Origin of the sequence: Ligilactobacillus equi DSM 15833 = JCM 10991, from assembly GCF_001435735.1 — a bacterium.
Classification (GTDB): domain Bacteria; phylum Bacillota; class Bacilli; order Lactobacillales; family Lactobacillaceae; genus Ligilactobacillus; species Ligilactobacillus equi.
This window is the reverse complement of the sequence record NZ_AZFH01000057.1, coordinates 1-24,779: the sequence shown is the minus strand read 5'-3', so window position 1 is coordinate 24,779 and position 24,779 is coordinate 1. Positions and strand designations below refer to the sequence as shown.

Genomic DNA, 24,779 nt, shown 5'->3' with positions numbered 1-24,779 from the left:
ATTACTTCAACGAAAAAAGACCCTTTCGGGTCTAAATATGGGGCAATTCATCACCCAAACAAAGTTCGGGAGTCTTCTTGCCCCTGTGATAAAATAAAATCAGCCCTCGTTAGCTCTAGCTTTTAAGGACTGATGCCAAATTTATTGATATGGTTTAAAAACTAAATGTTCATTAATAAATTTCTCACTTCATAAATATATACGCTTTATTCGAATCTAAAAAAGAGAAAAGTTCTTTTAATAATTGCACCTAGAACCTCTTAGCTTTACAATAAAAGTAAATCAGAAAAAATGAGGGACTTTTTCATGACAATTACTGAAGCAATTAAAAATCGCCCCCTAACTTTAGATGGTTCAATGTCTACACCTTTAGAAGCCTTAGGGGCTAAAACTAATAATCCATTATGGACCGCCCAAGCCCTAATTGATCACGAAGATTTAATCTACCAAGTTCATATGGACTACCTCCAAGCTGGAGCTGATATTATCACTACTAATACTTACCAAGCTAATGTTCAAGCTTTTGTTAAAGAAGGCTATTCTGAAAAAGAAGCTCTTGAACTTATCAAAAAAGCGGTACGTATTGCCAAAAAAGCTCGTGATGACTACGAAAAAATTTCTGGTCGTCATGCTTATGTAGCTGGTTCCATCGGCCCTTATGGGGCTTACCTCGCCGATGGTAGCGAATACACCGGCAACTACACACGCGCCCCTTATGAGTTACAGGCCTTCCATAATCCTCGCCTCCAAGCTATTATGGCAGAAGGCGTCGATTGCCTAGCCATCGAAACCCAACCTAAGTTGGGGGAGGTCTTGGCCCTTTTAGCCGAACTACAACACTCCTATCCGAAAATTCCAGTCTTTGTGAGCTTTTCCTTGAAAGACAGTCAAACCATTAGTGACGGTACCGCCTTAAGTTTTTCGGTCGAAGAAGTTGACCGTTACCAACAAGTCTTTGCTATCGGAGTTAACTGCACTAACTTGGAAGTCGTACCAGACGCCATTCGTGTTCTCAAGTACTCTAGCCAAGAACCTATCGTAGTCTACCCAAATTCCGGAGCTCAATACGATCCTGAAACTAAGACTTGGACCACGCAAGCCGGCGCTTTAGACTTTCACTCAGAATTTCCTAAATGGTATCAAGCTGGAGCTCGTTTAATTGGGGGCTGTTGCACAACCATGCCCGCTAATATTGCAGAAATTGCTAATTTCCTAGCCAAAAAATAAGCTAATGTCAAAAAGAGGATTTCCGTGAGAAATCCTCTTTTTATTATAATAATTCTGCAAAGGCTTCGGCTTGATCATTCATGAATTCATCGCCGACCTTAATTTCAGAAATTTCAATGCCATCTAAGGCTCTTTGCATTAAGCCATCTACATCTAAGCGAGCTTCATATTCGCGCGCCTTATCTAAGCGTGGCTTGGTCTTAGGAGATGGGGGAGCAAAAATCGTACAACAGTCTTCAAATGGCATCACGGATAAGTCAAAAGTATCAATATCTTGGGCAATCTTAATGATTTCATTCTTATCCATAGATACCACTGGACGAATCATCGGCATTGTGGTGACATCATTAATCGCTGCCATACTTTCCATCGTTTGAGACGCCACCTGACCTAAAGCTTCACCATTAAAAATTGCTAGACCATGACGGCGCTTAGCAATCTCAGCCGTTAAACGCAACATGAAGCGTCGTTGCACGGTCATCAAGTAACCGGAAGGTAATTGTTCCTTAACTGTTTCTTGAATTTCGGTAAACGGTACTTGAATGAATCGAATCCGCCCCACGTATGGCGTTAACTTTTCTGTTAAAGCCTTCGCCTTATTCAAGGCTTGTTGGCTCGTGTATGGTGGGCTAAAGAAGTGGACCATTTCAATGTCTACCCCCCGCTTCATTGCTAGGTAGCCGGCAACCGGTGAGTCAATCCCTCCTGATAACATCAACATCCCTTTACCTGCAGTACCGACTGGTAAACCACCAGCCCCATCGATTTTTTTATAAGAAAGAAAAATCCCGTTCAAGCGTACTTCTACGCGCAAGGTTATGTCTGGATCTTTCATTTGAACTTTCAAATCAGGAATCGCTTCTAAGATAGCCCCCCCGACTTCCATGTTCATTTCATTAGTATCATAAGCAAAGTCATGGTCTTGCCGCCGAGTATTAACCTTAAAAGTCATGCCTTCTTGATAAATTTCCTTCATCATCTCAATAGCCATCGCTTGAACCGCTTCTAGACTCTTATCTACCTTAATCGAAGGCGAAAAGTTTTGAATTCCAAAGACCTTGCTTAGTTGTTCCATAACCAAGTCAGAATCTTCACCATTTAATTGGATGTGCATGCGATCACGAGAAGCCTTGATGACTAGGTTGTCAAAATTGTGGAGTGCTTGTCGGACATTGTGATCCAAACGGTCGATAAAGCTTTTACGGTTCTTTCCCTTAGTGGATAATTCCCCATAACGCACCATAATTTCAGTGTATTGCATTCTTTTTTCCTTTCAATTTTAAGAGTTAATCTTTAAGAATTTTTCATAGAGCTGGTCAAAGACCTGAATAAAATTTTTCGCTTCGGCTAAAGTATTGTTTTCATCAAGCGACACCCGTACTGCCGAAGTCGCAACCTTTTCCGGAATATGCATCGCATTTAAAGTTCCGGAAATCGTCCCCTTCTTGGATGAGCAGGCACTCGTAGTGGAAATATAAATGTCATGACTTTCAAAGGCATGCACAATCGTTTCACCTCGTACCCCATCAATGGTAAAGCACAAAATGTGCGGTGCAAATCCCTGGTCTAAGCCCGAAAACATTGTAACTTTATCAAATTGTGTTACATGATCATAAATCATTTTACGGATGGCTTGTTGGTTAGCCACGTGAGCTTCCTCACCCGTCAATAAAAGACGCATCGCCTTGGCCATGGCCGCAATAGCAGGAACGTTTTCAGTTCCACTGCGAAGATTTTTCTCTTGACCTCCGCCCGCTAAGAGCGGTGCAATCATACGGCCACGTTTCTTATACATAAAACCAATCCCTCGTGGTGCGTGGAATTTATGTCCTGAAAAAGTCATAAGGTCAATGCGCGGATGAATTAACATTTCACCTAAACCCTTACCTAAAGCTTGGACCGCATCGACATGGAAGTGAACCTTAGGATAATCCGTTAAGACTTCGGCTAAGTCCGCAATGGGTTGAATAGCCCCGATTTCATTGTTAACCGCCATTACCGACACCAAAATCGTATCTTGTCGCAAGGCAGCTTTTAAATCTGCCGGGTTAACTTGCCCCTTTTTGTCCACAGGAAGGTAAGTTACCTCAAAACCTTGTTTTTCTAATTGGGCCATAGTATTTAAAACGGCAGGGTGTTCCACTTCACTGGTAATTAAGTGTTTACCGAACTGCACTTTCTCATAGGCTGTACCTTTAATTGCCCAGTTATCCCCTTCGGTTCCTCCGCTAGTAAAGTAAATCTCGTCAGCTTGTACCTTTAAGAGGGAGGCAATTTGCGCCCGCGCTTGATTTAGTAAGTTATCTGCTTTTTCACCCAAATTGTGGAGTGAAGATGGGTTACCCCAGATTTGTTGACTAACAGTTGTATAAGTTTGTAAAGCTTCTGGTGAAACTTGTGTCGTCGCACTGTTATCGAAATATATCATATTTACTGAACCCTCTTTTTAAATTTCACTTACAAATAATAACAAGTTTTATTGAAATAAACAAGAAAAAGACTAGTTGGGAAACTAATCTTTTTCTTCACTAACCTATTTAGCTTTATCCCTCTTCATCAATTCGGTAGCTTCTTCTTTAGATAAATACTTAGTCGCAATTCTTTCAAAGAGACCAGGTTCTACTTTTTCTAAGGCTTCGGCCATGACATCGACGGCTTGGACATATTCAAAGTCTCGCGTAAAAAGTTCCGTCGCTCTTTGGGAAGCTTCCTTAACATGTGGATAACGATCTCGGTAACGGTTCCCGTATTGAATCAAGTTTTCGGCCATAACTGCGGCTTGATACATTTCCTTTCTTTCCTTCTGGAAGGTCCGCATTTCGTTTTCGGTTTCCAACATTTGTGTCGTAATCACACTCATATCAATCTTGACATGATTCATTTCTTCCATTAAGGCGTTCACCAAGTTTTCTATATAATCTAACTTTTCATAATAAGATTGGGGATAACCTGGTAAGTGCTTGCTCATAGTTTGACGCTTGATTTCGTGAATTTCACCTTGGAAACCAGCTAAACCATCCCAGGCCTTCTTTTCATCCACCACTAATGCAGAAATATCTGCGTGAATTTTACCTTGTTCTTCTTCTATTTGCTTTAAGGCATCAAAATCGTCATTTTGCTGGTTTTCTAAACGACTATAAACCGCGGTTTCCATTTCAATTTCCGTCAAGGCTTGAGTATAATTTTTGCGAATAATGTGCAACTTAGTATCCAAATCACGCGCCCGTTCAACTTCGTCATGGGTTAATTCATAGTGTTGCCCGATACGATCCAGGTCTAGCAAAAGTTGTTTTTCTTGTTTTTCGGCATGACGGATAAACTCACCCCATTTGGACTTGCGCTTTTCCACCTTGTGACGTGCGGCATATTCGGTTTCAATTTGCTTGTAGAGGTCCTCGATACTTTCACGAATCGTCTTATCCGTGTCCTGGGCTTCAGTAACTTGTAAGTCTGTTAAAAACTGCTTTTCTTCTTGGACTTTAGTTTCCAACTTCCCTACTTCTTGGTCAATTTCACTTAAAAAATTGTAGCCATCCTTCTTTAGTTGGAGGTAACCAGCCTTAATTTCCTTTAATTGTTCGGGAAAAACGTTATGTAGGTTCCGGTATAAAGGTGGAATGACTTCTAATAATTTATCGATGCTAGCAGTTTGGTTTTCTAATTCTTGAAGTGATTGATCAGCTTGACCATAGTCACCTTGTTCCATCAAATCCCCATAATTGGTAAATTCTTTGTTGATTTCAGCAAACAGCTCCTCTAACTTAGGCATGGCAGGTCCAAAAGAAAAGTTCTTTGTTAGTAATATCTTGCGAATGTCCTTGTAGCGTTGCTTCAAGTTAGCTTTTTTTTGCCGATGTTGCTCCATCTTACCTTGCATGGCATTGACGGAATCTAAAACCCCTTGGTAAACTTCCTTAGCTTCCAAGAAACTATCTTGAGCAGCTTTAAGATTTTGCCGAGCAGCTATTAAATGATACTTAGGTAAACTAGCTCGCACTTCTTCAATCAACATTTGAATATCGGGGAATTTGCCATTCACTACTTCACGGTATCTTTGCGCAATACGTTCGTAGTTTTCGAGACTTTCCCCTGTTAAATTAAGTTCGCGTAATTCTTCAACTTGCGCCCCTAAGCTATCACCCAAGAGTTCTTGGACTTGGTCTTCTAAACTTTGAGCTAAATTTAAGGTTGATTTTCGCACATAAAACATACCGGCATATACGGCCACCAAAATCAACAAAACCGCAATTATTATTGTGATTGTCATTTCCCAACTCATTCCTTTTCCCATAATTTTGTCGTTTGTATTTCGACCTTATTTCGAAAACTTATTTGTATTTAGTAAGCTTTTTTATTATAATCATTTTAATTATATCATTAGATACCTTAATTAAAAAGATTTTGGAGGAATTTTCATGGCACAATCTTTACTTAGTCAACAATTAGACGCTTTACTTTTTGAAGAAACAGATTTGGTAGCTAACCTAGCTAATGCTTCTGCTCTTTTAAATGACACTTTAGATGATATTAACTGGGTCGGTTTTTACCTAACCAATGGCGATGAAAGTCAATTAACCTTAGGCCCTTTCCAAGGTAAGGTTGCCTGCATGCACATCCAATCCGGTTCAGGGGTATGTGGGACTGCCTTAGCCAAGCAAGAAGTTTTGCGGGTGCCTAACGTCCATGAATTTGCCGGTCATATTGCTTGTGACTCAGCAAGTAACTCCGAAATTGTCTTACCTTTAACCAAAGACGGCCAAAAAATCGGGGTCTTGGATATCGATTCTCCAAGTCTTGACCGCTTCTCTACTGAAGATCAAGCCCTCTTGGAAGAATTTGTGGCAACTTTATTACAACACCTCTAAAAGGCTTGACAAAGGCAAAGATCCTTGTTATGCTCAGAAGCGTGTAAAATAATGCAGCGGTAGATGGTAAGCTCGTCAACAGTTGTTTGCCTTTTTGGTTCGTCTAGTACCCCTTCGGCTGCAAGGGTGAACGCGCAAAAGCAACTGCACGAATACTAAATCTACAATGATTATTTTACTCCAAGAAAAAATATTTAATTTATTGGAGGAACTTTTAATGTCTCGTTATACAGGTCCTAGCTGGAAGGTTTCACGTCGTTTAGGCATCTCCCTTTCAGGTACAGGTAAAGAATTAGCTCGTCGTCCTTACGCACCAGGTCAACACGGTCAAAACAACCGTCGTAAATTATCAGAATACGGTTTGCAATTGCAAGAAAAGCAAAAGCTTCGTATGACTTACGGTGTTTCAGAACGCCAATTTGCTAACCTTTTCAAAAAGGCTGGTAAGATTCGCGAAGGTAAGCACGGTGAAAACTTCATGATTTTATTAGAACGTCGTTTGGACAACGTTGTTTACCGTTTAGGTTTAGCAACTACTCGTCGTCAAGCACGTCAATTAGTTAACCACGGTCACATCACTGTTGATGGCAAGCGTGTTGACATTCCTTCATACGAAGTTACACCAGGCCAAGTTATTTCTTTACGTGAACGTTCAAAAGACTTGAAGATTGTTAAAGAAGCGTTAGAAGCTGTTGTTGGTCGCGCTACATTTGTTTCATTTGATGAAAACACAATGGAAGGTTCATTAGTTCGTTTACCACAACGTGATGAATTAGACGCAAACATCGACGAAGCTCTTATCGTTGAATACTACAACAAGTTATAATACCCTTGTTGTTTGGGAAGTCTCCTATGGAGGCTTCTTTTTTTGTATATGACGCCTACTTTCGGTATAATGGGGGTAAGGAGTGAAAAAATATGTCTGATGATCAATTACAAGACCGTCTCAACAACGGCATTTATGGCACCCCAAAAATTAAAGCTGCCGAACAAAAGAAATTTCTCGGTACTTTTCGCGAACGGGTGCAAGCAACGCTCACCTTCGAGGAATTAAAAGACCCACAAAATTTACAGGCTCTGAAACTTGAAATGACCGCCCACCCCAAATATATTCTTTTAGTTTCTGGGGACGTACCCCAAACTAGTTTGCAAGAACTCTTAGTCTTGGGGAAAGAACAAGGTATCGAAACTCGCTTTACTGCCACGAGCGGTCAAATTTATCAACCTGATGATTTAGCAGTCGTTTTCGCTAGTAAAAATGAAGCTCTCCACCAAGATATCGTTGATATCACTGCGCTTCATCCTCATACATCTAACTTAACTAACGAAGAATATGCGCAAAAGAAAAAATCTTTTTGGCAAAAATTATTTTCATAAACTCAAAAACGCTAGGACAACAAATCCTAGCGTTTTTTAAGTTTAGTTCCTTTCGCTTAAACGGGTATTATTTTGAGCTAAATCAGCGGCAATCGCTTGTAACTTCACCACATTTTCCACGTATTCGGCTTCATTCATGTCCATATGACTAAAGCATGATTGGACCGAATCCTTCACTTTTTCTTCCATCAAACGCCCTTTAGCAGTCAATGAAATGAACACTTTACGCCCATCAACAGTATCGCGCTCACGCGTCAACCAACCGTCATTTTCCATACGGCGTAAAAGTGGCGTTAAGGTTCCAGTATCAAGTCCGAGGCGGGTACCTAATTCCTTAATAATCATCGTTCGTGACTCTTCCCATAATACCAAGAGTACAATATATTGGGAATAAGTTAACTTGAAAGGCCGGAGCGATTCAGAGTAAAATCTATTGTAGTTTTTTTGTGCTGTATAGATGGCAAAACACAATTCATCTTCCAGGCGATCAGGTCTGTGATCAATCAAAGTCTTTCCCACTTTCTGTATAATCTACCACCATTATAGTATACTTTCGTCTTTTTTAATAGTAGTTATAATAATTTATCTATTTTTTAATGAGATAAATTCCATAAGCGGAAAATCTCGGTCACTATATCTTGGTCACCGAAGACCGTCTTTTGGTGGAAAGCTAACTCTGGATAACAGTGAGCTGATAAGAAAACAAGTTGGTTGTCTTTTTGGGCATCATAGACTTGATAAATATTAGGAATCACTAAATCCAGCGCACCTTCAACCATCCCTAACTTCGCCGCTAAGTTTTCAATCACCGGTCGGTAGGAAGCATCCATTTCAGTTAAGGATTCATAACTTTGCATCCCCGTTTGGCTACTTGCATCATAGCGTAAGAGGACTTCAATCCCGCGACTAATTACATCGGTCAAACGAATACCTTGAGATTTCAATGTTTCTTTTTCAATTTGGCCCAACTTGATATTCTTACGAACTAACAAATCAGCTAATGGCGTGCGACCATCACCAACTACACGTAAAGGTAACCTTTCAATTAAAGAAACCAGTTTCCCCGCAATAATTAAGGCGCGGTAGTTAGAGCCCGCTACCACTTGTTCAATCAAGACTTCTTTACTGTCCTTTTGTAGACGTCCCAAGGCTATTTTGAGTTCGCCACTCGTAGGTGGCATCCGGAAAACCCGATTTTGGTTAGAGCTAATCTCACCCGCTGGTTTCAAGACCAAACCCTTAGTTTGCAAAAGTGGCCAAAGCTGACTTAAATCATGGTTATTTTTTACCACCCATGCACTCGAGGTTGTAACTCCTGCTGCTTGAGCTAGCTTCTTAGCCGTTTGTTTTTGGGCCCAAAGCCGACTATAAAGCAAACTATTTTGGCTTTGTGAAATTCCATGGTCAATTAAGTGACCAGCAATTTCAATAATATCAGCTTCTGGAGCTATCACTTGATAGTCTAAGCCCTTAACCACTGCTCTTTGTAATAGTAAGAGACTGTTATGGCTAAGAGTTTTTAATTTAATCTCCGTTGTACGATAATCTAAATTAGCTAAACTTGTTGCCAGGACACTCATCCCTTGATTTTGCCGCAATGAACGGGCCGCTAAGGTTTCTTCAGGTTTATCCAATCTTTGTTTTAAGACTGTCATAACATTGCTAAAGTCATTGTAGCGGTAATTTTTAGCAAAACGCCCTAATTCATCAAGAAACTGCCGTAATTCGGTAGCAAATTGACTTTGGGCAAAAGGATTTTCTTGGGCTATAATTTGATTTTTTTGCCGAGCTGCCGTTAAAGTTGCGCGTAAGTTCGCCATCTCAGGTCCCGTAGTCATCAAGAAATACCCAGCCATGACATTAATGAGCGGTAAGAGTTCCTTGGTTTGTCCAAAATCCGTTTGGGGGGCTAAATCAATCTGGTTTAATTGTAAGCCGGAAATCACACGGGTTTGGTCAGCCAATTCTTCAGTCATTAAACTAACAAAATCAACTCCTGTATTTTGAATAGCTTGATATTTAGCTAAATCACGGTAATCTATGATGTTAGCTTCCTTCAATTCCACAGCATTTAAACTAGTCCGATGCGAGCGGACTGGTGAAACTTTGGCTTCCGCCACCATTTCTTCCCATTTAAAAGGTGTCGCTCCAAAAAAGTAGGTCAAAACCCATTGATAATTAATAAATTGTCGGGCTAATTTCAAGTAAACTTGATTGCGAAAATCGGTATACGCAACTTTACTTTGGACAAATTTTTCTGAATAAAGATTCAACAACAATTCTTCTGGTAATTGGATAAAAATTTGATTTTTGGCGTCCACTCCCCGTACGATAGGACTTGATGACCAAGGCCAAGGATAATAGCCACTAGGTAAAACTTGTTTTAAAGCTTGACTTTGAAGCGCCATATCCAGGTTTAGTCCCGCTAAGTCTTGTTGGGGACGACTCGTCAAGGTCACCTGACCTTTTTTAATTTCAAGATATTGGTTTTTAAATTCAGCACTTTGGTTAACTTGACCTTGTTTATCAAGTAGCGCAAAGCTTCGTTTTACTTGGAAACGTAAAGTCTGCAAAACTTCCGTCATTTGACTGGCTTCAATCTGTTTCCCAATTTCATCTAATTTCAAAATGCTAACCTCGCTGCAATTTTAATACTTCAATTATATCATATGCTATAATATTTGTGATTACACAATAGAAAGGAATCCTTATGCAAGAACCACTCGCTTATCGTATGCGCCCTCACCGTTTAGAAGATGTAGTCGGTCAAAGCCACTTAGTGGGTCCAGGTAAAATTTTGAACCGCATGGTTAAAGCTAACCGATTGTCTTCATTAATTTTATACGGTCCACCAGGTACCGGGAAAACCTCGATTGCTTCGGCAATTTCAGGAGCCACGAAATTCGCCTTACGCACCTTAAACGCCGCCACCGACTCCAAAAAGCAGTTGGAACAAGTGGTCGAAGAAGCTAAGTTTTCTGGAACTGTGATTTTACTTTTAGATGAAATTCACCGGCTTACCAAGCCCAAACAAGACTACCTCTTACCCCACTTAGAAAGTGGCCGGATCATTCTAATCGGTGCTACAACGGAAAATCCTTATATCGCCATTAATCCTGCCATCCGAAGTCGGACCCAAATTTTCCCGGTTTATCCACTCAAAGAAACCGAGATTAAGCAAGCTATCCAACGAGCCTTAGCTGACAAAGAACACGGCCTGGGTAACTATCAAATTGATCTGACCGATGCTGCTGGAAATCACCTGGCTTCCGCCACCAACGGAGACTTACGGTCGGCCTTGAACGCCTTGGAACTAGCCGTATTATCGACAGAAGCGGATGAAACTGGTATTATCCATCTAGATACAGACGTCATTAGTGAATGTCTCCAAAAAAAGGCCTTCGCTGCTGATAAAGATGGTGACGCCCACTATGATGTCATCTCGGCCTTCCAAAAATCCATTCGCGGATCCGATACGGATGCCGCCCTCCACTACCTGGCTCGCCTCCTTTTGGCGGGTGATATGATTTCGGTGAATCGGCGCTTACTGACAATTGCCTATGAAGACATTGGTCTCGCCAACCCACCGGCTGCTAGTCGCACCGTCCAAGCCGTCCAAGCCGCAGAAAAACTCGGAATGCCCGAAGCGCGGATTCCTTTGGCCAATGCAGTCATTGAACTGTGCCTTTCTCCCAAGTCGAACTCGGCCATCGTCGCCATTGATAAAGCCATGGATGATGTCAATCAAGGTAAGGCCCATGAAGTTCCAAAACACTTACGTGACAGTCATTACGCAGGCGCTGCAGAACTCGGTCACGGTACCGAATATCTTTATCCGCATGCTTATCCCCATGACTGGATCAAACAAGATTACTTACCCCACAACCTTCGCAATGTTTCTTATTACAATCCCAAAGAAAACGGTCGCTATGAAAAAGCCTTTAAAGAGCAATATTGGCGCTTATTTAAAGCTCAAGGCAAAAAGAAATCATAGATTTTTAAGATACCTTGCTTGTACTTTAATTTTTTCTGTGCTAGTATAATCTATGAAATCTGAGGTGTACGCGTTACCCTTTACGTATGGTTGACCGAACACTTTTAATTTAGTTGCTTCAAGATTACTGCCTTAATGTGATAGCTTGCGCTAGAAACTGACGGACAGTTGCGAGCTGATCTCTTATCGAGAGCGGGTGCAACTACTTGGGTGATTAACGGCACCACCGGATTAAGGCAGGGTTTGTCCCTGCCTTTTATATTTTATTTATTACGAGGAGTTCTTTATTGTGAAAATTGCCCCCTTTATCTTATTACTAGCTTTTGCGGCCATTGTAATCTTCATTGGCTACTTTATGTGGTCTCACCGCAACCGTGACTTTTGGCTTTTAGCTCCCACCTCTACTCCGAGCTTAGCTAAAATTTTACAATATTATGGAATCTTTTTAATCTTGATGGGGTTAGCAACCTTAATTGCTACGCTCCTTCAAGCTGTTTTACCTGCGGTCTTACTCATGATTATTGATTCTTTTGCGATTGCTGCCTTATCACTTTTAATGCTGGTCTATTCAAAATTTTAAATTTTTGTCAAATGTAACGGTTTTCACTTTCATTTATGTCTAATTTAGCGTACAATAAAGGTGAAATAAAGAAAGGGTGATACCTATGTTACAAAGATACAAAAAAATTCTCGTGCCTGTTGACGGTTCTTTCGAATCAGAATTGACTTTCAAAAAAGCCATCGATGTAGCTAAGCGTAACGGTGATGACACACAAATTCGCCTAGTACACGTGGTTGACACTCGAGCTTTCCAAAATATCTCTAGCTTCGATACAGCTATGGTTGAAGAAGTAACCGAAACCGCTAAGAAGACTATGGAAGGTTATGTTAAGGAAGCCAACGAAGCCGGTGTTAAAAATATTGACTTTTCTGTTGAATATGGCGCTCCCAAAGCTGTGATTGCTAAAGATCTTCCTGAAGAAGAAGGTATCGACCTCATCATGATTGGGGCCACTGGTTTAAATGCGGTTGAACGCCTCTTGATTGGTTCTGTAACTGAATATGTAACACGGACGGCGGCATGTGATGTCTTAGTAGTCCGGACGGATGAAGACAATAAACCAGTCACAAAGAAAAAGCATAAATAATTTCAAAAAGTCTACCAATGCGTAGGCTTTTTACCCATTATGGAGGGATTAACATGCGTCAAAAATTAGAGCAAGCTATGTACCAAGATGCCTATAATTTTGCCCGCTATCTTAAAGAAAGCAAACAAGACCTTGCCTTCATTGAGGTTATCCGTAAACGCGGTATCGAAGCTCTAGGAAATTCGCTTGGCCTAGGCCTCTGTGTTTTCGGGCTCAGTATGGAACTTTCCCTACGCCTCACCCGTCTAATTATTAAGTACAACCTCAAAGTTATCAATGTAATTTTATCTATTCTTGATGGTTCTGCTAAAGGCTTTAAGGTCTCTATAACTAAAAAAATTTAGGCCAACTAAAAAACCAGCTGGGATTTTTCTCAGCTGGTTTTCTCGTTTTCATTAAATTATTTTGTCCCGAATAAACGGTCACCGGCATCCCCGAGACCAGGAACAATGTAGGAATTTTCATCTAAGTGGTCATCTAAAGCTGCCGCGTAGATATCAATATCAGGGTGGGCTTCTTGTAAGACCTTGACCCCTTCTGGAGCAGCTACTAAACAAACAAACTTAATAGAACGTGCGCCTCGCTTCTTTAAAGCATCAACGGCCATAACAGCAGAACCGCCGGTCGCTAACATTGGGTCGACAATAAACATTTCCCGTTCTTCCAAACCGTCAGGCATCTTCACGAAATATTCATGTGGTTGCATGGTAGTTTCATCACGATACATCCCAATGTGCCCGACTTTAGCGGCAGGAATTAATTCTAAAATTCCATCAACCATCCCTAAACCTGCTCGCAAGATAGGTACCACGACTACTTTTTTACCTGCTAAGCGCTTAGTTACAGCCTTTCCCATTGGTGTTTCAATTTCGACATCTTCAAGAGGCATCTCACGTGAAACTTCATAAGCCATTAACTCGGCAATTTCATTAACACATTGTCGAAATTCGCGCGTCCCACAATTTTTGTCCCGAATAATGGTTAACTTGTGTTGGATTAAAGGGTGATCTAAAACTGTAAATTTACCCATGGTAAAAACTCCTCCTCAAAATGTTCATTGATTATATTTTACTTGAAAACGTTCTATTTTCCTAGTCCAAATTTAAAGTTTTTGAGAAATATTGTTCTCCGGCGGACTTATTAAGTCGGTTCATGTAAGCCGCCCCTAAACCGTCTTGGGAATAAGTTTGTGCTAAGATGTACTTAATTTCTTGATCTTGGTCAAAATGACGAAGGCCCGCAAATAAAGCGTGACTGGCTGCTGCTACATCTGAACCCAAATCATAAACCTGTAGTCCAGGTGTTGTAATGATATTTTGGTCAGCTAAAATAGCGACTGCTTTTGATTTAGTTTGAGCCCAAGCTAAGGCTTCCGGCCAATCGCCCGTCTTCACCATCAAGACCTGCGCGCTTGGTGCATAGTGTTTATATTTCATTCCAGGGGCCTTGGGTGTTTCCTTTTGCCCTACCTTATGCTTATCTGAAATAATTTCTTGACCCAAAAAGGCTTCCAGTTCCTCGACACTCACGCCTCCTGGCCGTAGAACCGTCGGTGTTTCAACACTTAAATCGAGGATTGTGGATTCGACCCCCAACTGGGTGGGACCATCATCGACAATTCCAGCAATCCGTCCTTCTAAATCATGGAAGACGTGTTGGGCGGTTGTCGGACTCGGTTTACCGGAGGAATTTGCTGACGGGCCTACCAAAGGATTCCCCACCGCCGCAATCAAGTCGCGGGTAACTTGGTTGGCAGGCATACGAAAGGCTGCGGTTTTAAGTCCCCCAGTTACTGCTTCAGGCAAAGAACCTTCCTTAATTTTAAAAATTAAGGTCAACGGTCCGGGCCAAAATTGGCGGATAATCTTTTGAGCTAAACCAGACAAAGGACCCGTGAAACGTTCAACCATAGCTTGGTTAGCCACCGTAACAATCAAAGGATTATCCGAAGGTCGCCCCTTCGCCAGATAAACGCGCTTAACGGCTTGTTGATTGGTGGCATCTGCTCCTAAACCATAAACAGTTTCAGTGGGAAAAGCCACTAATTCACCTAGTTGTAATTCTTTCGCTGCGGCTTGAATTTGATCAGGCTGATAAATTTTGGTAATTAACACCGTGATTTCCTCTTTCTTTCTAATTGTTAAAGGCCACTTCAATCATGCGGTCTTTTCCCGCCAAGTCCTGATAAATTTCGACTTTAGCCTGGGGAAAATGTGCTTCAAACAGTGCTTTGACTGCAGGGCCTTGTTGATAGCCAATTTCTAAATATAAATGAGCTTGTGGCTCTAGTAAATCCAAAGTTAATTCTTGCGCCAACCGTTTATAAATAGCCAAGCCTCCATCCTCCGCAAATAAAGCTAAATGCGGCTCATAATCTATCACAGACTGATCCATGACTGATTCTTCTTCTTCAGCAATATAAGGCGGATTAGAGACTAGAAGATGATATTTTTGACCAACTAAAGGTGCGAGCAAATCTCCTGGTTTCGCAATAACATCTAAGTTTAAATTCCGGGCATTTTCTTGGGCCACCGCCAGTGTTTGCGGACTAAGATCAGTCAAAGTTACCTGCCAGTCTGGGCGATTGGCTTTCAAGGCTAGTCCGATAGCCCCCGTTCCCGTCCCAATGTCAGCTACTTTAAGCTGTGACTCAGAATGTTGACTCAAAATTAATTCTACTAAATCTTGGGTTTCGACCCGCGGAATCAAAGTATCTGCCGTTACCTTGAGCGTTAAACCAAAAAAGTCGGCTTGGCCCAAAATATATTGGACTGGATAACCTTGAGCATACTTGGTTACCGCCGCTTTAAAAGCTTGGTACTGTTTTGGGGTAAGCTCCGTGCGTAAATTCATCAAATATTGAGTTGGATTGTAACCTAACATGGTCCGCAAGAGCAACTTCACCCCGTCTTGATCTGCAGCGGGTTGATCTTGAATAAAAGAAAAAGCCCATTGCTGGGCTTCAAAAACCGTTGCCTTAGGCATTTTGCATTTCCTCTAAAGCCTTTGTTTGGTCATATAAAACTAATGCATCAATCACATCATCAAGTTCACCATTCATCACTCGGTCCAACTTGTTTAAGGATAGACCAATGCGGTGGTCAGTCACCCGGTTTTGTGGGTAGTTGTAAGTCCGAATTCGTTCAGAACGGTCTCCAGTACCTACCGCTGACTTCCGATTTTCATCGTAAGCATTTTGTTCTTGGGAAGCATAGTGATCATAAACCCGCGCTTTCAAAATTTTCATGGCCTTTTCACGGTTTTGTTGTTGAGAACGTTGATCTTGCATAGCTACCACAATCCCCGTTGGTAAGTGGGTCATCCGCACAGCTGATGAAGTCTTGTTAATGTGCTGGCCACCGGCACCAGAAGCCCGGTAAACATCAACCCGAATGTCTTTTGGATCAATTTCAATTTCCACATCTTCAGCTTCCGGCATAACTACTACAGTAGCCGTTGAAGTGTGAACCCGCCCAGCTGATTCGGTAGCGGGCACCCGCTGTACCCGGTGCGCACCACTTTCATACTTAAGTTTGGAGTAAACATTTTTCCCGTTAATCATGAGGGCAATTTCCTTAAAGCCACCAACGTCCGTCGTCGTTTGGTCGATAACTTCGATTGACCAGCCTTGACGTTCAGCATACTTGGAGTACATGTTGAAGAGGTCCCCAGCAAATAAACTGGCTTCATCTCCACCGGCAGCCCCCCGGATTTCCATAATAATGTTTTTATCATCATTAGGATCCTTAGGTAAGAGTAAAATTTTAATTTCATCTTCCAAAGCGACCTTTTCATCCTTGGCTTCGGCTAATTCCATCTTAACCATTTCAGCCATCTCATCGTCATCAAGTCCCATTGATAACATTTCTTCATCATCTTCAATTGTTTGGTTTACTTGCTTGAAACGTTCGTATTTTTCTACCGTTTCACGTAAGTCTGCCATTTCTTTTGATAAGTCTGTAAAACGCTTGGTATCACTAATCACATCTGGGTCAGACAATAATTCACCCAATTCTTCATAGCGGTCTGCGAGCATTTGTAACCGATCGAATAATTTATCCATTCTTGTCTCCTATTATTTTTTTTCTATCATTGCTAAATCTGGATTGACATAATGCTTCCGGCAAACAGGATAGTAGGCTTCATTGCCTCCGATCATAATTTGTTCCCCGGTATAAACCGGTTTACCATCGTGCATCCGTAAATTCATAGTTGCCTTTTTGTGACAAAACCAGCAAATAGTCTTCATTTCTTCAATCTTATCCGCATACAACAATAAGTATTTCGAGCCCTCAAATAACTCATTCATGAAGTCATTTTTAAGCCCAAAAGTCATGACCGGAATCCCTAATTCATCCACAATTCGAGTCAATTCTAAGACATGATGCTTTTGTAAAAATTGTGCTTCATCAATCAAAAGACAAGCCGCCTGTGAATTGATTTCTTGGACCATTGTATAGAGGTTACTTTCTGCAAAAATAGGATGGGCTTTCCGACGCATCCCAATCCGACTGGAAACATAACCAACTTCATCGCGATTATCCAAGCCACTAGTCATAATAATAACTTCTTTATCTTGTTCCTCGTAATTGTGGGCCACCTTTAAAATTTCGATGGTCTTACCACTATTCATCGCACCGTAACGAAAAAAAAGCTGTGCCACATTCTCCACTCCTAAAATAGTCTTTCCTATTTAGTATATCCTATTTCTACTCAAATTTCATTAAGCAAAACTTTAAATTTCCCGAAAAGCATTTAATCTAAGCATCAGATGCTTACTTTTAAAGTCAAGTATGCTAAAATTTGAGTAGCAAGATTTTAGAAAAACAGGTGACAGCATGACTTTAAAAAGCTCTCTCGCCATTGCCACTGCTAAAAGTGCGCACTGGTTTTTACACACATTTAGAAATGGTGGTACCTCACTACCAGGAAAAATTGCGCTATCTTTGGATCCAGGTATTTTACAAGTTTTGGCTAAGGATTACGAAGTGGTCGTCATTACCGGGACCAACGGGAAGACCTTAACCACAGCTTTAACTGTAAAAGCCCTAAAAGCCAAATACAACCACATCTTAACCAACCCCAGTGGCTCTAATATGAAACAAGGAATTGTTGGAGCTTTTATCACTGACCAAAAAATTGGTAAAAGTAAAAAACGCCTGGCTGTTCTAGAAACTGACGAGGCTAATGTCCCTATTATCTGTGAACATTTGGAACCCAAGGCCTTTGTTTTAACCAATCTTTTTCGCGACCAAATGGACCGTTACGGAGAAATTTACACCACTTACGAAAAAATTCTTAAAGGAATTCGTAAATACCCCAAAGCGACGATTATCGCCAACGGCGACGCCCCAATTTTTAACAGTGTTGACCTCCCCAATCCTAAGCTTTACTACGGCTTTGATTACCAAGCTGACCAAGCTCAAGATGCGCCAGCTAATACTGATGGGTTGCTGTGCCCTAAATGTCAACATATCTTACGCTATCAAAGCCTAACTTACAGTAACCTAGGCAAATACTTCTGTCCCCACTGTAACTTCAAACGTCCGACTTTAGATATCAAAGTCGATGCTCTTTTAAAGCAAACGCCTCAATCATCAACCTTTAAGATTGACGGTCACCAAGTTAATCTTCATATCGGAGGAACTTACAACATCTACAATGCTTTAGCGGCGTATGCCGTCGGACGTTTCTTTGACATTGATGGTTCGGCTTTGGCCCAGGCCTTGAGTGATAACGATCAAAAAGTCTTTGGGCGCCAAGAAGTTATCGCTTTAGACGACAAGGAAGTAACCTTGGTCTTGGTAAAAAACCCAGTTGGTTTAGACCAAGTACTTGAGATGATTAAAACTGATGATCAAGAATTTAGCTTAGCCACGCTTTTAAATGCCAACTATGCTGACGGGGTGGATACGAGTTGGATTTGGGATGCCCGCTTCGAAGAATTACCTTTTGCCAAGATTCCTGCCTTCATGACCGGGGGCGAACGCTACCGGGATATTACTTTCAGAATGAAAGTAGCTGGGGTACCGACAGAAAAGTTAATCATTAAAGAAGACCTTAAAGAAGCCGTAGCCCAACTTAAAAACATGCCTACCAAGCACATTTATGTTCTCGCTACTTATACCGCTGTCTTACAATTACGAAAGCTTTTGGCAGAACAAGGCTACATTCAAGGAGGAATGGACTAATGACTTATGCACTACACATCGCTCACCTCTACGGTAATTTAATGAATACCTATGGTGACTTGGGCAATATTTTAGTTTTACGCTACTATGCCCAACAAATCGGAGTCGACATTACTTCCGAAATCATTTCTATCGGTCAAGACTTTGACGACCAAAAATTTGACTTTGTCCTCTTTGGTGGGGGGCAAGACTTCGAACAAGAAATCGTCTCTGTCGATATCCAAGAAAAAAAGACGGCCTTAACTGCCTTTATTGAAAATGACGGTCCTGTCCTCGCAATTTGTGGAGGCTTCCAATTATTAGGTCAATACTACATCGGTGCCAACGGGAAACGTATTGAAGGGATTGGGGCTCTACCCCACTATACTGAAAGCCAAGTTAATAGCCGTTTTATCGGCGACATTGAAATTCAAAATGAAGAAACCGGCGAAATCTATAAAGGTTTCGAAAACCATAATGGGGTTACCTGGCTCGGGAAAAATGAACGACCTTTAGGTAAGGTCCTTTCTGGCCACGGTAATAATAACCAAGACGGTTCCGAAGGTGCAATTTACAAAAATACTTTCTGTTCTTACTTCCATGGACCTGTCTTAGCCCGCAACCACAATTTGGCCAAACGGATTCTAATTACCGCCCTCAAACGTAAATATCCCGACCAAGTGGCTAACATTGACCAAATTGCTCACTGGGACGACGATGCCATTGCTGGTTTTTAATTTCGACTAAAATAACCCTTAAGTCTTAACAACTTAAGGGTTATTTACTGTTTACAAAAAATTCTTGGATTAAAGCATCCCGAGCTAATAAGAAACGTTCATTCCTACTTTGAGGATGAATCCGATTAGTCAGGACAATCAAGGCTTCTTGACTAACTTGATCTAAAAATAAAAATGTTCCCGTAAAGCCTGTATGATAAAGCGCAGGTCGACCATCTGCACGAAAACGTAAATCCCAGCCAAGGGAACGCCCCAATTTACCATTGGGAGTCCAATCCTGATAAAAACTAGCAATGGTAGTTGGGCTAATTGGGACTGGGCCCGGGCCATAGTTTTTCCCAGTCAGAAACCATTGGCTAAACTTGACCAAATCTGTTAGAGTGGCAAATAAACCAGCTGAGCCACAATGCCGGCCTAAGGTAAAGGCCTTAGGGTCATGGACCTGGCCACGAATTAAGCCCCGTTTGGGCGAAAGTTCGGTAGGAACCGTTAAAGCTGGGGGAGGTGTAAAAGTCGCCGTATTCATCCCTAAAGGTGTCAAGACTTTTTCTTGAATTACCGTTTGTACAGGTTGATTATAGACAGCCTCGATAATTTGACCAAGTAAAATCAAGCCAATATCAGCATAAACCACCTTTTCTTCAAACCAAGAACCAACTTCTAAGGTATATAAAGCGTTCAATAAATCTGGCGCAGATAATTCATCACGATTTTGAATATAACCGGTTAGCGCCGAAGTATGTGTCAATAAGTGGCGCAAGGTAACCCTTTTATCCTTAAACTTGGGTAAGTATTGAGCTACTGGGTCATCAATTTGAACTTGCTTAGTTTCCACCAAATGCATGATTACCGTGGTGGTACCTACCACCTTAGTCAGTGAAGCTAAATCATAAAGCATTTCTGGCTGTAAAATTTCCTTGGCCGGAAAAATTTGGCTGTAGCCAAAAACTTCACTTTGCATTTGACCAGCCTTCAAATAAGCATAAGATACGCCAGGAACAACTTCCTCTCTGACCCAGCCATGCAACGTTTGGGATAGTTTTTCATTTAACATTTGGATCCTCCGGCTTTCGCTTGTTGATAAAGATAATCTCAAAATGCCCATCTTCATGATAATCAATCCGACTAGCACGGGCATTATCCAATAGAAACATAGGGACATCTCCCTGAAGGCTTTCCACAAAGCTTGATAAAATCAAACCATGAGTCACGATTAGAACATTGCCTCCACCTCGCTTTTGGTAATAGTTACCTATATTAGTTAAAGCTCGGCGCATTCTTTGGTTGAGGTGGTCAGAATCTTCAATTAATTCTGTTTCATCCATATTTTGGAAAAGCTCCGTTAGCTCTGCTACATGCTCTTGATTCAAAAAAGCTTGAATAATTTTGCGAAAGCCTAACTTTTTCAAAAGTTTAGGTGCAACTTTCCAACTTTGAGCTTCTTCAAAGCGACCAAAGCTGATTTCCCTTAAATCCGGATCCGTATAAATTGTTGGCTGCCAAGTGGTATTTTCTTCAATAATAAAACGTGCGGTTTCTTGGGTACGCTTTAAATCGCTAGTATACACGGCTTCAAATTTAAGATCTTTTAGTTCATTGCCCAAACGTTTGGCCATCCGCACCCCTTTTTTTGTGAGAGGTGAGTTCGTAACCCCTTGTAGGCGGCGAGAACGGTTAAGTTTTGTTTGACCATGTCGTACAAGATAGAAATGGACTACCATCTTAATCACCAACTTTACTTGAAATTCTATTCCTATTGTACCAAAAATTTTTACTAAAAAAACCGGAAAGATTAATTCTTCCCGCTTTTTCTCAATCATCTAAATCCCGTTCAATATTTAAACCATAGAGATAACTGGCTGGTTCATTTTCATCTGCAGGATGGACGGTTAAAGTAGCAATGGCGCCCTTACTGGAAACATAACCTGCAAAATAGACAATTTCTTCGACAATATAGGCTAAACCATCATTATTGTAGATATATTGTCCAACTTGCGGCATACTTTCGAAGGAGGTTTTATTCATTTTATAATAGTCATCATTTTCTAAATCATGCATAACTAGAATCACTTTAACCATTAATTATCACCCGATTCCTTTAAACGTTGATTACTTTTTCTAAGAAGGACTTAGTTCTTTCATGTTGTGGATGGTCGAAAACTTCTTCTGGCGTACCTTCTTCCACTACGTAACCATCAGCCATGAAAACCACACGGTCAGCTACTTCTTTGGCAAAACCCATTTCGTGGGTTACAACTACCATTGTCATCCCATCTTTAGCTAGTTCCTTCATAACTTCCAATACATCACCAACCATTTCTGGGTCTAAAGCACTGGTTGGCTCATCAAAAAGCATAATATCAGGCTTCATGGCCAAAGCTCGTGCGATGGCAATTCTTTGCTTTTGTCCTCCAGACAAGGAGGCTGGTTTGGCATCAAATTTATCTGCTAATCCCACCGTTTCCAATAAGCTTTCAGCAACAAACCTCGCTTCCTCACGGTTTAACTTATTTAATTCCACTGGTGCTAACATAATATTTTCCCCAACGGACATATTATTAAATAAGTTAAAGTGTTGGAAAACCATTCCAATATTTTCTCGAGCCTTATCCAAATTAGTATGCGGATCACTAATATCTTGACCATCAATAATGATCGATCCGGCAGTTGGTTCTTCTAACTTATTCAAGCATCGCAATAAAGTACTTTTCCCAGAGCCAGACGGCCCGATTAGTACAACCACTTCATTATTACCAACTTTAAAGTTAATATCTTTTAAAACGACATTAGAACCGTAACTCTTCTTCAATCCGGTTACATTTACTTTATATTGTGTCATTAGCGATTAAGCCTCCGTTCAACTATCTTAGAAAGTAGGGTTAAAAGTGTAATTATTATCAGATAAATTACTGCGATAATACCCCAAACAGTGAAGCCTTGTAAATTACGAGCAATGATAATTTTTCCTGTTTGTGTTAATTCCAGAAGTCCAATTACTGACAAAATAGAAGTATCCTTCAAGGTAATGATAAACTGGTTTACAAACGATGGAATCATCAGTTTTATTCCTTGTGGCAAGATAACCTTCCGCATAGCCTTCCCAAAGGGTAAACCTAAAGAACGTGCGGCCTCCATTTGTCCTTTATCGACAGATTCAATTCCGCCTTTCACAAAGGCGGCAATATAAGCTCCTTCGTTCAAGGCTAAGGTAATCACCCCGGCCACAAAGGCTGGAATTTTGTTACCTGTTAGATTCGGTACCCCATTATAAATAAACAAGGCCAGGACAATCAGTGGTAGACCACGGAAAATATAAATAATTGTCGCAGATAAGCCCCGAGCAAAACCGTTAGGTAAAACTCCTAAGAACCCTACTAAAACACCAAAGATGGTGGCAAAAATTACCCCCACAATGGTTAAGTAAATAGTTTGCCCTAAACCTTTAATTAAGACGGACTTATTTTGCTTTAAAATTCCACTTAAGGTTGTTTCGTCGACTGTGGCATTGGCTTTTTGCTTGGAAATAGCCTCACTACCAGTGTATTGCTTAATAATTTTGTCGTAAGTTCCATTAGCTTTAAGTTTCTTCAAACCTTCATTGAACTTACTTAATAACTCTTGGTTAGCCCCCTTTTTAACGGCAAAACCGTAGTTACCAGTTGCAGTTGGCTTAGTAACAATTTTTAAAGCTAAACCGGTTTTAATTCCATAACTTAACACAGCGGAATCTTCGAAACAAGCGACTGCATTGCCACTTTTGACATCATTGTACATATTATCGGAGTCATCAAAAGTAACCACTTTAAAACCGTACTTGTCCTTAATAGAGTTAGCATAGTCGGCTCCAGACGTCCCCGTTTTTACAGCAACTTTCTTACCCTTAAGGTTATCTAAACCTTTCACTGAACTGTTCGGCTTAACCGCCATTACAATTCCTGAAGAATAGTATGGCGTTGAGAAATCAAACGTCTTTTTCCGATCATTAGTAATCGTCATTCCGGCAATCATTCCATCAACTTGACCTGATTGTACAGATTGGATAGCAGCATTAAAACCGACAGGTTGAATCTTAACTTTAAAACCCTCTACCTTAGCAATTTCCTTCATCAAGGAAATGTCAATTCCCACATACTCATTATTTTCATCAGCATATACAAATGGTGGAAAAGTAACATCTGTTGCAATTGTATACGTTTTTTCGCTAGTCGCTTCGACTCCTATTTGGGAGACCTGTAATCCTGCAAAAAATACTGTCGTTACCATTGCTAGTAAAGCTAGCATTTTTTTCAAATTGAGTTTTCTTTTCACGTTAGAAAACCTCCCATCTTTTATAATGATATTATTATAGCATATCATGTTAGAAAATGCGACATCTGCTCAAATATCACCTGTATGTCTTTATCATTATAAAAAACAAAAAGCACCTAGCTCACATTAACTAGGTGCTTAAAACAGATTGGGCATACAGGGTTCGAACCTGTAAATTATGGATTCAGAGTCCACTGCCTTACCAATTTGGCGAATGCCCAAAAACTATAAATAATTGAACTAAATCAACTATTTTAGTTTAATCCTGTTTTACAAAAACGTCAAGGACTTTCAGCAATTATTTTTTATGGTGATGATGCCGGTTACGTGACTTAGGCTTTTCCATGCCTTCCACATAACGGTAAGCATGACGTTTAAGATAACGTAATAATTCAGCTTCATTCTTAAACTCACGTGGATGAACCTGCCCATGAAGACGTAATGTAATATTAGTAATTTTCATACGTCCAGTCCAAGTGTAAGTATGTTCAACGATGAAGCGGTTAATGTATTCACCAGCTTCATTCTTACCAAACTTAAGAACGTAATTTTTTTCTGGAACCATCAAAGGATTCACATGCTCTTTTTCATAAGGCACCTTATTTGCCCGTAAAAAAGTCTTGGTTTTTCTTAACATATTTTCTCACTTCCTTGCCCCAAAAATACTCTATACAATTACACTATTATACCAACTTAATTGCATTTAGCAAGCCTCTTTATTAAAAAATTAAAAAAGCCGGAGAATACCTTCTTCCAGCCACCTACATCACCCGTACGGGGATCGAACCCGTAACTCCGCCTTGAGAGGGCGACGTCTTAACCAATTTGACCAACGGGCATTAATTAAGTACAAGACTATTATACCGCTAATCAAATTTTTGTCAAATTTTTTACTTTAGACAGATTGTAAAATATAAGTTGAACATTTAAGTGGACAAGAAAACCCATAAAGG

At 40.7% G+C, this 24,779-nt stretch carries 26 protein-coding genes and 2 tRNA genes; 10 read left to right on the top strand and 18 right to left on the bottom strand.

Going from position 1 to position 24,779, the window contains the following annotated elements:
* The first annotated feature begins 306 nt into the window (after positions 1 to 306).
* Complete coding sequence (gene mmuM, locus FC36_RS05465) at positions 307 to 1,227, top strand: homocysteine S-methyltransferase (protein ID WP_025020956.1); 921 nt, start codon at positions 307 to 309, stop codon at positions 1,225 to 1,227.
* A gap of 43 nt (positions 1,228 to 1,270) precedes the next feature.
* Here the strand turns inward: mmuM and thiI are convergent, their stop codons facing one another.
* The 3 genes from thiI to FC36_RS05450 form a co-directional block, all read right to left on the bottom strand.
* The gene (gene thiI / locus FC36_RS05460; protein WP_025020957.1) at positions 1,271 to 2,488 is read right to left on the bottom strand and encodes a tRNA uracil 4-sulfurtransferase ThiI; all 1,218 of its coding nucleotides are present in this window, start codon (positions 2,486 to 2,488) and stop codon (positions 1,271 to 1,273) included.
* A gap of 18 nt (positions 2,489 to 2,506) precedes the next feature.
* On the bottom strand, positions 2,507 to 3,655 hold the full coding sequence (locus tag FC36_RS05455) for a cysteine desulfurase family protein (protein ID WP_025020958.1): 1,149 nt from the start codon (positions 3,653 to 3,655) through the stop codon (positions 2,507 to 2,509).
* Positions 3,656 to 3,760: 105 nt separating this feature from the next.
* The gene (locus FC36_RS05450) at positions 3,761 to 5,494 is read right to left on the bottom strand and encodes a septation ring formation regulator EzrA (RefSeq protein ID WP_162257650.1); all 1,734 of its coding nucleotides are present in this window, start codon (positions 5,492 to 5,494) and stop codon (positions 3,761 to 3,763) included.
* 148 nt (positions 5,495 to 5,642) lie between these two features.
* On the opposite strand from FC36_RS05450, the gene FC36_RS05445 reads away from it, so the two are divergent.
* From FC36_RS05445 to FC36_RS05435, 3 genes are all read left to right on the top strand, one after another.
* Complete coding sequence (locus FC36_RS05445) at positions 5,643 to 6,092, top strand: GAF domain-containing protein (protein WP_025020960.1); 450 nt, start codon at positions 5,643 to 5,645, stop codon at positions 6,090 to 6,092.
* Positions 6,093 to 6,309: 217 nt separating this feature from the next.
* A complete protein-coding gene (rpsD, locus tag FC36_RS05440) occupies positions 6,310 to 6,918 on the top strand; it encodes a 30S ribosomal protein S4 (protein ID WP_025020961.1) in 609 nt (202 codons plus the stop codon).
* Between the two features lie 92 nt (positions 6,919 to 7,010).
* On the top strand, positions 7,011 to 7,469 hold the full coding sequence (locus FC36_RS05435) for a YueI family protein (protein ID WP_025020962.1): 459 nt from the start codon (positions 7,011 to 7,013) through the stop codon (positions 7,467 to 7,469).
* 42 nt (positions 7,470 to 7,511) lie between these two features.
* Here FC36_RS05435 and FC36_RS05430 read toward each other — a convergent pair whose 3' ends face one another.
* Positions 7,512 to 7,976 (bottom strand): MarR family winged helix-turn-helix transcriptional regulator, encoded by a 465-nt coding sequence (locus FC36_RS05430; RefSeq protein WP_025020963.1) that lies wholly within the window; start codon positions 7,974 to 7,976, stop codon positions 7,512 to 7,514.
* An 86-nt stretch (positions 7,977 to 8,062) separates the two neighbouring features.
* A complete protein-coding gene (locus tag FC36_RS05425; RefSeq protein ID WP_025020964.1) occupies positions 8,063 to 10,096 on the bottom strand; it encodes a hypothetical protein in 2,034 nt (677 codons plus the stop codon).
* A gap of 83 nt (positions 10,097 to 10,179) precedes the next feature.
* Between FC36_RS05425 and FC36_RS05420 the strand changes: the two genes are divergently transcribed.
* The 4 genes from FC36_RS05420 to FC36_RS05405 all read left to right on the top strand — a co-directional run bounded on the left by FC36_RS05420 (position 10,180) and on the right by FC36_RS05405 (position 12,955).
* The gene (locus tag FC36_RS05420; RefSeq protein WP_023858743.1) at positions 10,180 to 11,463 is read left to right on the top strand and encodes a replication-associated recombination protein A; all 1,284 of its coding nucleotides are present in this window, start codon (positions 10,180 to 10,182) and stop codon (positions 11,461 to 11,463) included.
* Between the two features lie 289 nt (positions 11,464 to 11,752).
* On the top strand, positions 11,753 to 12,043 hold the full coding sequence (locus FC36_RS05415; protein WP_025020965.1) for a hypothetical protein: 291 nt from the start codon (positions 11,753 to 11,755) through the stop codon (positions 12,041 to 12,043).
* 85 nt (positions 12,044 to 12,128) lie between these two features.
* Positions 12,129 to 12,611 (top strand): universal stress protein, encoded by a 483-nt coding sequence (locus tag FC36_RS05410; protein WP_023858741.1) that lies wholly within the window; start codon positions 12,129 to 12,131, stop codon positions 12,609 to 12,611.
* A gap of 53 nt (positions 12,612 to 12,664) precedes the next feature.
* Positions 12,665 to 12,955 carry a hypothetical protein gene (locus FC36_RS05405; protein ID WP_025020966.1) on the top strand — a complete coding sequence of 97 codons (291 nt, stop codon included), beginning with the start codon at positions 12,665 to 12,667 and terminating at the stop codon, positions 12,953 to 12,955.
* A gap of 56 nt (positions 12,956 to 13,011) precedes the next feature.
* Here the strand turns inward: FC36_RS05405 and upp are convergent, their stop codons facing one another.
* From upp to FC36_RS05380, 5 genes are all read right to left on the bottom strand, one after another.
* Positions 13,012 to 13,641: a uracil phosphoribosyltransferase gene (gene upp / locus FC36_RS05400; protein WP_023858739.1), complete on the bottom strand. Its 630-nt coding sequence runs from the start codon at positions 13,639 to 13,641 to the stop codon at positions 13,012 to 13,014.
* A 61-nt stretch (positions 13,642 to 13,702) separates the two neighbouring features.
* Entirely contained in the window at positions 13,703 to 14,725 is a 1,023-nt protein-coding gene (locus FC36_RS05395) for an L-threonylcarbamoyladenylate synthase (RefSeq protein ID WP_025020967.1), read from the bottom strand.
* Positions 14,726 to 14,744: 19 nt separating this feature from the next.
* Positions 14,745 to 15,596 carry a peptide chain release factor N(5)-glutamine methyltransferase gene (prmC, locus tag FC36_RS05390; RefSeq protein ID WP_023858737.1) on the bottom strand — a complete coding sequence of 284 codons (852 nt, stop codon included), beginning with the start codon at positions 15,594 to 15,596 and terminating at the stop codon, positions 14,745 to 14,747.
* The gene (prfA, locus tag FC36_RS05385) at positions 15,589 to 16,674 is read right to left on the bottom strand and encodes a peptide chain release factor 1 (protein ID WP_056986755.1); all 1,086 of its coding nucleotides are present in this window, start codon (positions 16,672 to 16,674) and stop codon (positions 15,589 to 15,591) included. Before prfA ends, prmC begins: the two co-directional genes overlap by 8 nt.
* A 12-nt stretch (positions 16,675 to 16,686) precedes the next feature.
* Positions 16,687 to 17,274: a thymidine kinase gene (locus FC36_RS05380; protein WP_025020968.1), complete on the bottom strand. Its 588-nt coding sequence runs from the start codon at positions 17,272 to 17,274 to the stop codon at positions 16,687 to 16,689.
* Positions 17,275 to 17,449: 175 nt separating this feature from the next.
* On the opposite strand from FC36_RS05380, the gene FC36_RS05375 reads away from it, so the two are divergent.
* Both FC36_RS05375 and FC36_RS05370 read left to right on the top strand, forming a co-directional pair.
* Positions 17,450 to 18,802 (top strand): Mur ligase family protein, encoded by a 1,353-nt coding sequence (locus FC36_RS05375; RefSeq protein WP_056986754.1) that lies wholly within the window; start codon positions 17,450 to 17,452, stop codon positions 18,800 to 18,802.
* Positions 18,802 to 19,518 carry a type 1 glutamine amidotransferase gene (locus tag FC36_RS05370; RefSeq protein WP_025020969.1) on the top strand — a complete coding sequence of 239 codons (717 nt, stop codon included), beginning with the start codon at positions 18,802 to 18,804 and terminating at the stop codon, positions 19,516 to 19,518. Before FC36_RS05375 ends, FC36_RS05370 begins: the two co-directional genes overlap by 1 nt.
* 40 nt (positions 19,519 to 19,558) lie before the next feature.
* On the opposite strand, the gene FC36_RS05365 is transcribed toward FC36_RS05370, so the two are convergent.
* The 8 genes from FC36_RS05365 to FC36_RS05330 form a co-directional block, all read right to left on the bottom strand.
* Positions 19,559 to 20,572 carry a serine hydrolase domain-containing protein gene (locus FC36_RS05365; RefSeq protein WP_025020970.1) on the bottom strand — a complete coding sequence of 338 codons (1,014 nt, stop codon included), beginning with the start codon at positions 20,570 to 20,572 and terminating at the stop codon, positions 19,559 to 19,561.
* Positions 20,562 to 21,338, bottom strand: a complete 777-nt coding sequence (locus FC36_RS05360) for a histidine phosphatase family protein (RefSeq protein WP_023858731.1) — start codon at positions 21,336 to 21,338, stop codon at positions 20,562 to 20,564. The genes FC36_RS05365 and FC36_RS05360 overlap by 11 nt, the downstream gene beginning before the upstream one ends.
* Positions 21,331 to 21,597 (bottom strand): hypothetical protein, encoded by a 267-nt coding sequence (locus FC36_RS05355; RefSeq protein ID WP_023858730.1) that lies wholly within the window; start codon positions 21,595 to 21,597, stop codon positions 21,331 to 21,333. Before FC36_RS05355 ends, FC36_RS05360 begins: the two co-directional genes overlap by 8 nt.
* A gap of 19 nt (positions 21,598 to 21,616) precedes the next feature.
* Positions 21,617 to 22,357 (bottom strand): amino acid ABC transporter ATP-binding protein, encoded by a 741-nt coding sequence (locus tag FC36_RS05350; protein ID WP_023858729.1) that lies wholly within the window; start codon positions 22,355 to 22,357, stop codon positions 21,617 to 21,619.
* Positions 22,357 to 23,781 (bottom strand): amino acid ABC transporter substrate-binding protein/permease, encoded by a 1,425-nt coding sequence (locus tag FC36_RS05345; RefSeq protein WP_051527977.1) that lies wholly within the window; start codon positions 23,779 to 23,781, stop codon positions 22,357 to 22,359. The genes FC36_RS05350 and FC36_RS05345 overlap by 1 nt, the downstream gene beginning before the upstream one ends.
* Positions 23,782 to 23,974: 193 nt before the next feature.
* Positions 23,975 to 24,047, bottom strand: a tRNA-Gln gene (locus FC36_RS05340).
* Positions 24,048 to 24,124: 77 nt separating this feature from the next.
* On the bottom strand, positions 24,125 to 24,463 hold the full coding sequence (locus tag FC36_RS05335; protein ID WP_023858727.1) for a hypothetical protein: 339 nt from the start codon (positions 24,461 to 24,463) through the stop codon (positions 24,125 to 24,127).
* 129 nt (positions 24,464 to 24,592) lie between these two features.
* Positions 24,593 to 24,665, bottom strand: a tRNA-Glu gene (locus tag FC36_RS05330).
* Between the last annotated feature and the right edge of the window lie 114 nt (positions 24,666 to 24,779).

What these genes read in the sequence shown, in the direction of transcription:
- mmuM (WP_025020956.1), top strand. Translation starts at nt 307, where the DNA reads ATGACAATTACTGAAGCAATTAAAAATCGCCCCCTAACTTTAGATGGT.
- thiI (WP_025020957.1), bottom strand. Translation starts at nt 2,488, where the DNA reads ATGCAATACACTGAAATTATGGTGCGTTATGGGGAATTATCCACTAAG.
- FC36_RS05455 (WP_025020958.1), bottom strand. Translation starts at nt 3,655, where the DNA reads ATGATATATTTCGATAACAGTGCGACGACACAAGTTTCACCAGAAGCT.
- FC36_RS05450 (WP_162257650.1), bottom strand. Translation starts at nt 5,494, where the DNA reads ATGACAATCACAATAATAATTGCGGTTTTGTTGATTTTGGTGGCCGTA.
- FC36_RS05445 (WP_025020960.1), top strand. Translation starts at nt 5,643, where the DNA reads ATGGCACAATCTTTACTTAGTCAACAATTAGACGCTTTACTTTTTGAA.
- rpsD (WP_025020961.1), top strand. Translation starts at nt 6,310, where the DNA reads ATGTCTCGTTATACAGGTCCTAGCTGGAAGGTTTCACGTCGTTTAGGC.
- FC36_RS05435 (WP_025020962.1), top strand. Translation starts at nt 7,011, where the DNA reads ATGTCTGATGATCAATTACAAGACCGTCTCAACAACGGCATTTATGGC.
- FC36_RS05420 (WP_023858743.1), top strand. Translation starts at nt 10,180, where the DNA reads ATGCAAGAACCACTCGCTTATCGTATGCGCCCTCACCGTTTAGAAGAT.
- FC36_RS05410 (WP_023858741.1), top strand. Translation starts at nt 12,129, where the DNA reads ATGTTACAAAGATACAAAAAAATTCTCGTGCCTGTTGACGGTTCTTTC.
- FC36_RS05405 (WP_025020966.1), top strand. Translation starts at nt 12,665, where the DNA reads ATGCGTCAAAAATTAGAGCAAGCTATGTACCAAGATGCCTATAATTTT.
- upp (WP_023858739.1), bottom strand. Translation starts at nt 13,641, where the DNA reads ATGGGTAAATTTACAGTTTTAGATCACCCTTTAATCCAACACAAGTTA.
- prmC (WP_023858737.1), bottom strand. Translation starts at nt 15,596, where the DNA reads ATGCCTAAGGCAACGGTTTTTGAAGCCCAGCAATGGGCTTTTTCTTTT.
- prfA (WP_056986755.1), bottom strand. Translation starts at nt 16,674, where the DNA reads ATGGATAAATTATTCGATCGGTTACAAATGCTCGCAGACCGCTATGAA.
- FC36_RS05375 (WP_056986754.1), top strand. Translation starts at nt 17,450, where the DNA reads ATGACTTTAAAAAGCTCTCTCGCCATTGCCACTGCTAAAAGTGCGCAC.
- FC36_RS05370 (WP_025020969.1), top strand. Translation starts at nt 18,802, where the DNA reads ATGACTTATGCACTACACATCGCTCACCTCTACGGTAATTTAATGAAT.
- FC36_RS05365 (WP_025020970.1), bottom strand. Translation starts at nt 20,572, where the DNA reads ATGTTAAATGAAAAACTATCCCAAACGTTGCATGGCTGGGTCAGAGAG.
- FC36_RS05360 (WP_023858731.1), bottom strand. Translation starts at nt 21,338, where the DNA reads ATGATTGAGAAAAAGCGGGAAGAATTAATCTTTCCGGTTTTTTTAGTA.
- FC36_RS05355 (WP_023858730.1), bottom strand. Translation starts at nt 21,597, where the DNA reads ATGGTTAAAGTGATTCTAGTTATGCATGATTTAGAAAATGATGACTAT.
- FC36_RS05350 (WP_023858729.1), bottom strand. Translation starts at nt 22,357, where the DNA reads ATGACACAATATAAAGTAAATGTAACCGGATTGAAGAAGAGTTACGGT.
- FC36_RS05345 (WP_051527977.1), bottom strand. Translation starts at nt 23,781, where the DNA reads ATGGTAACGACAGTATTTTTTGCAGGATTACAGGTCTCCCAAATAGGA.
- FC36_RS05335 (WP_023858727.1), bottom strand. Translation starts at nt 24,463, where the DNA reads ATGTTAAGAAAAACCAAGACTTTTTTACGGGCAAATAAGGTGCCTTAT.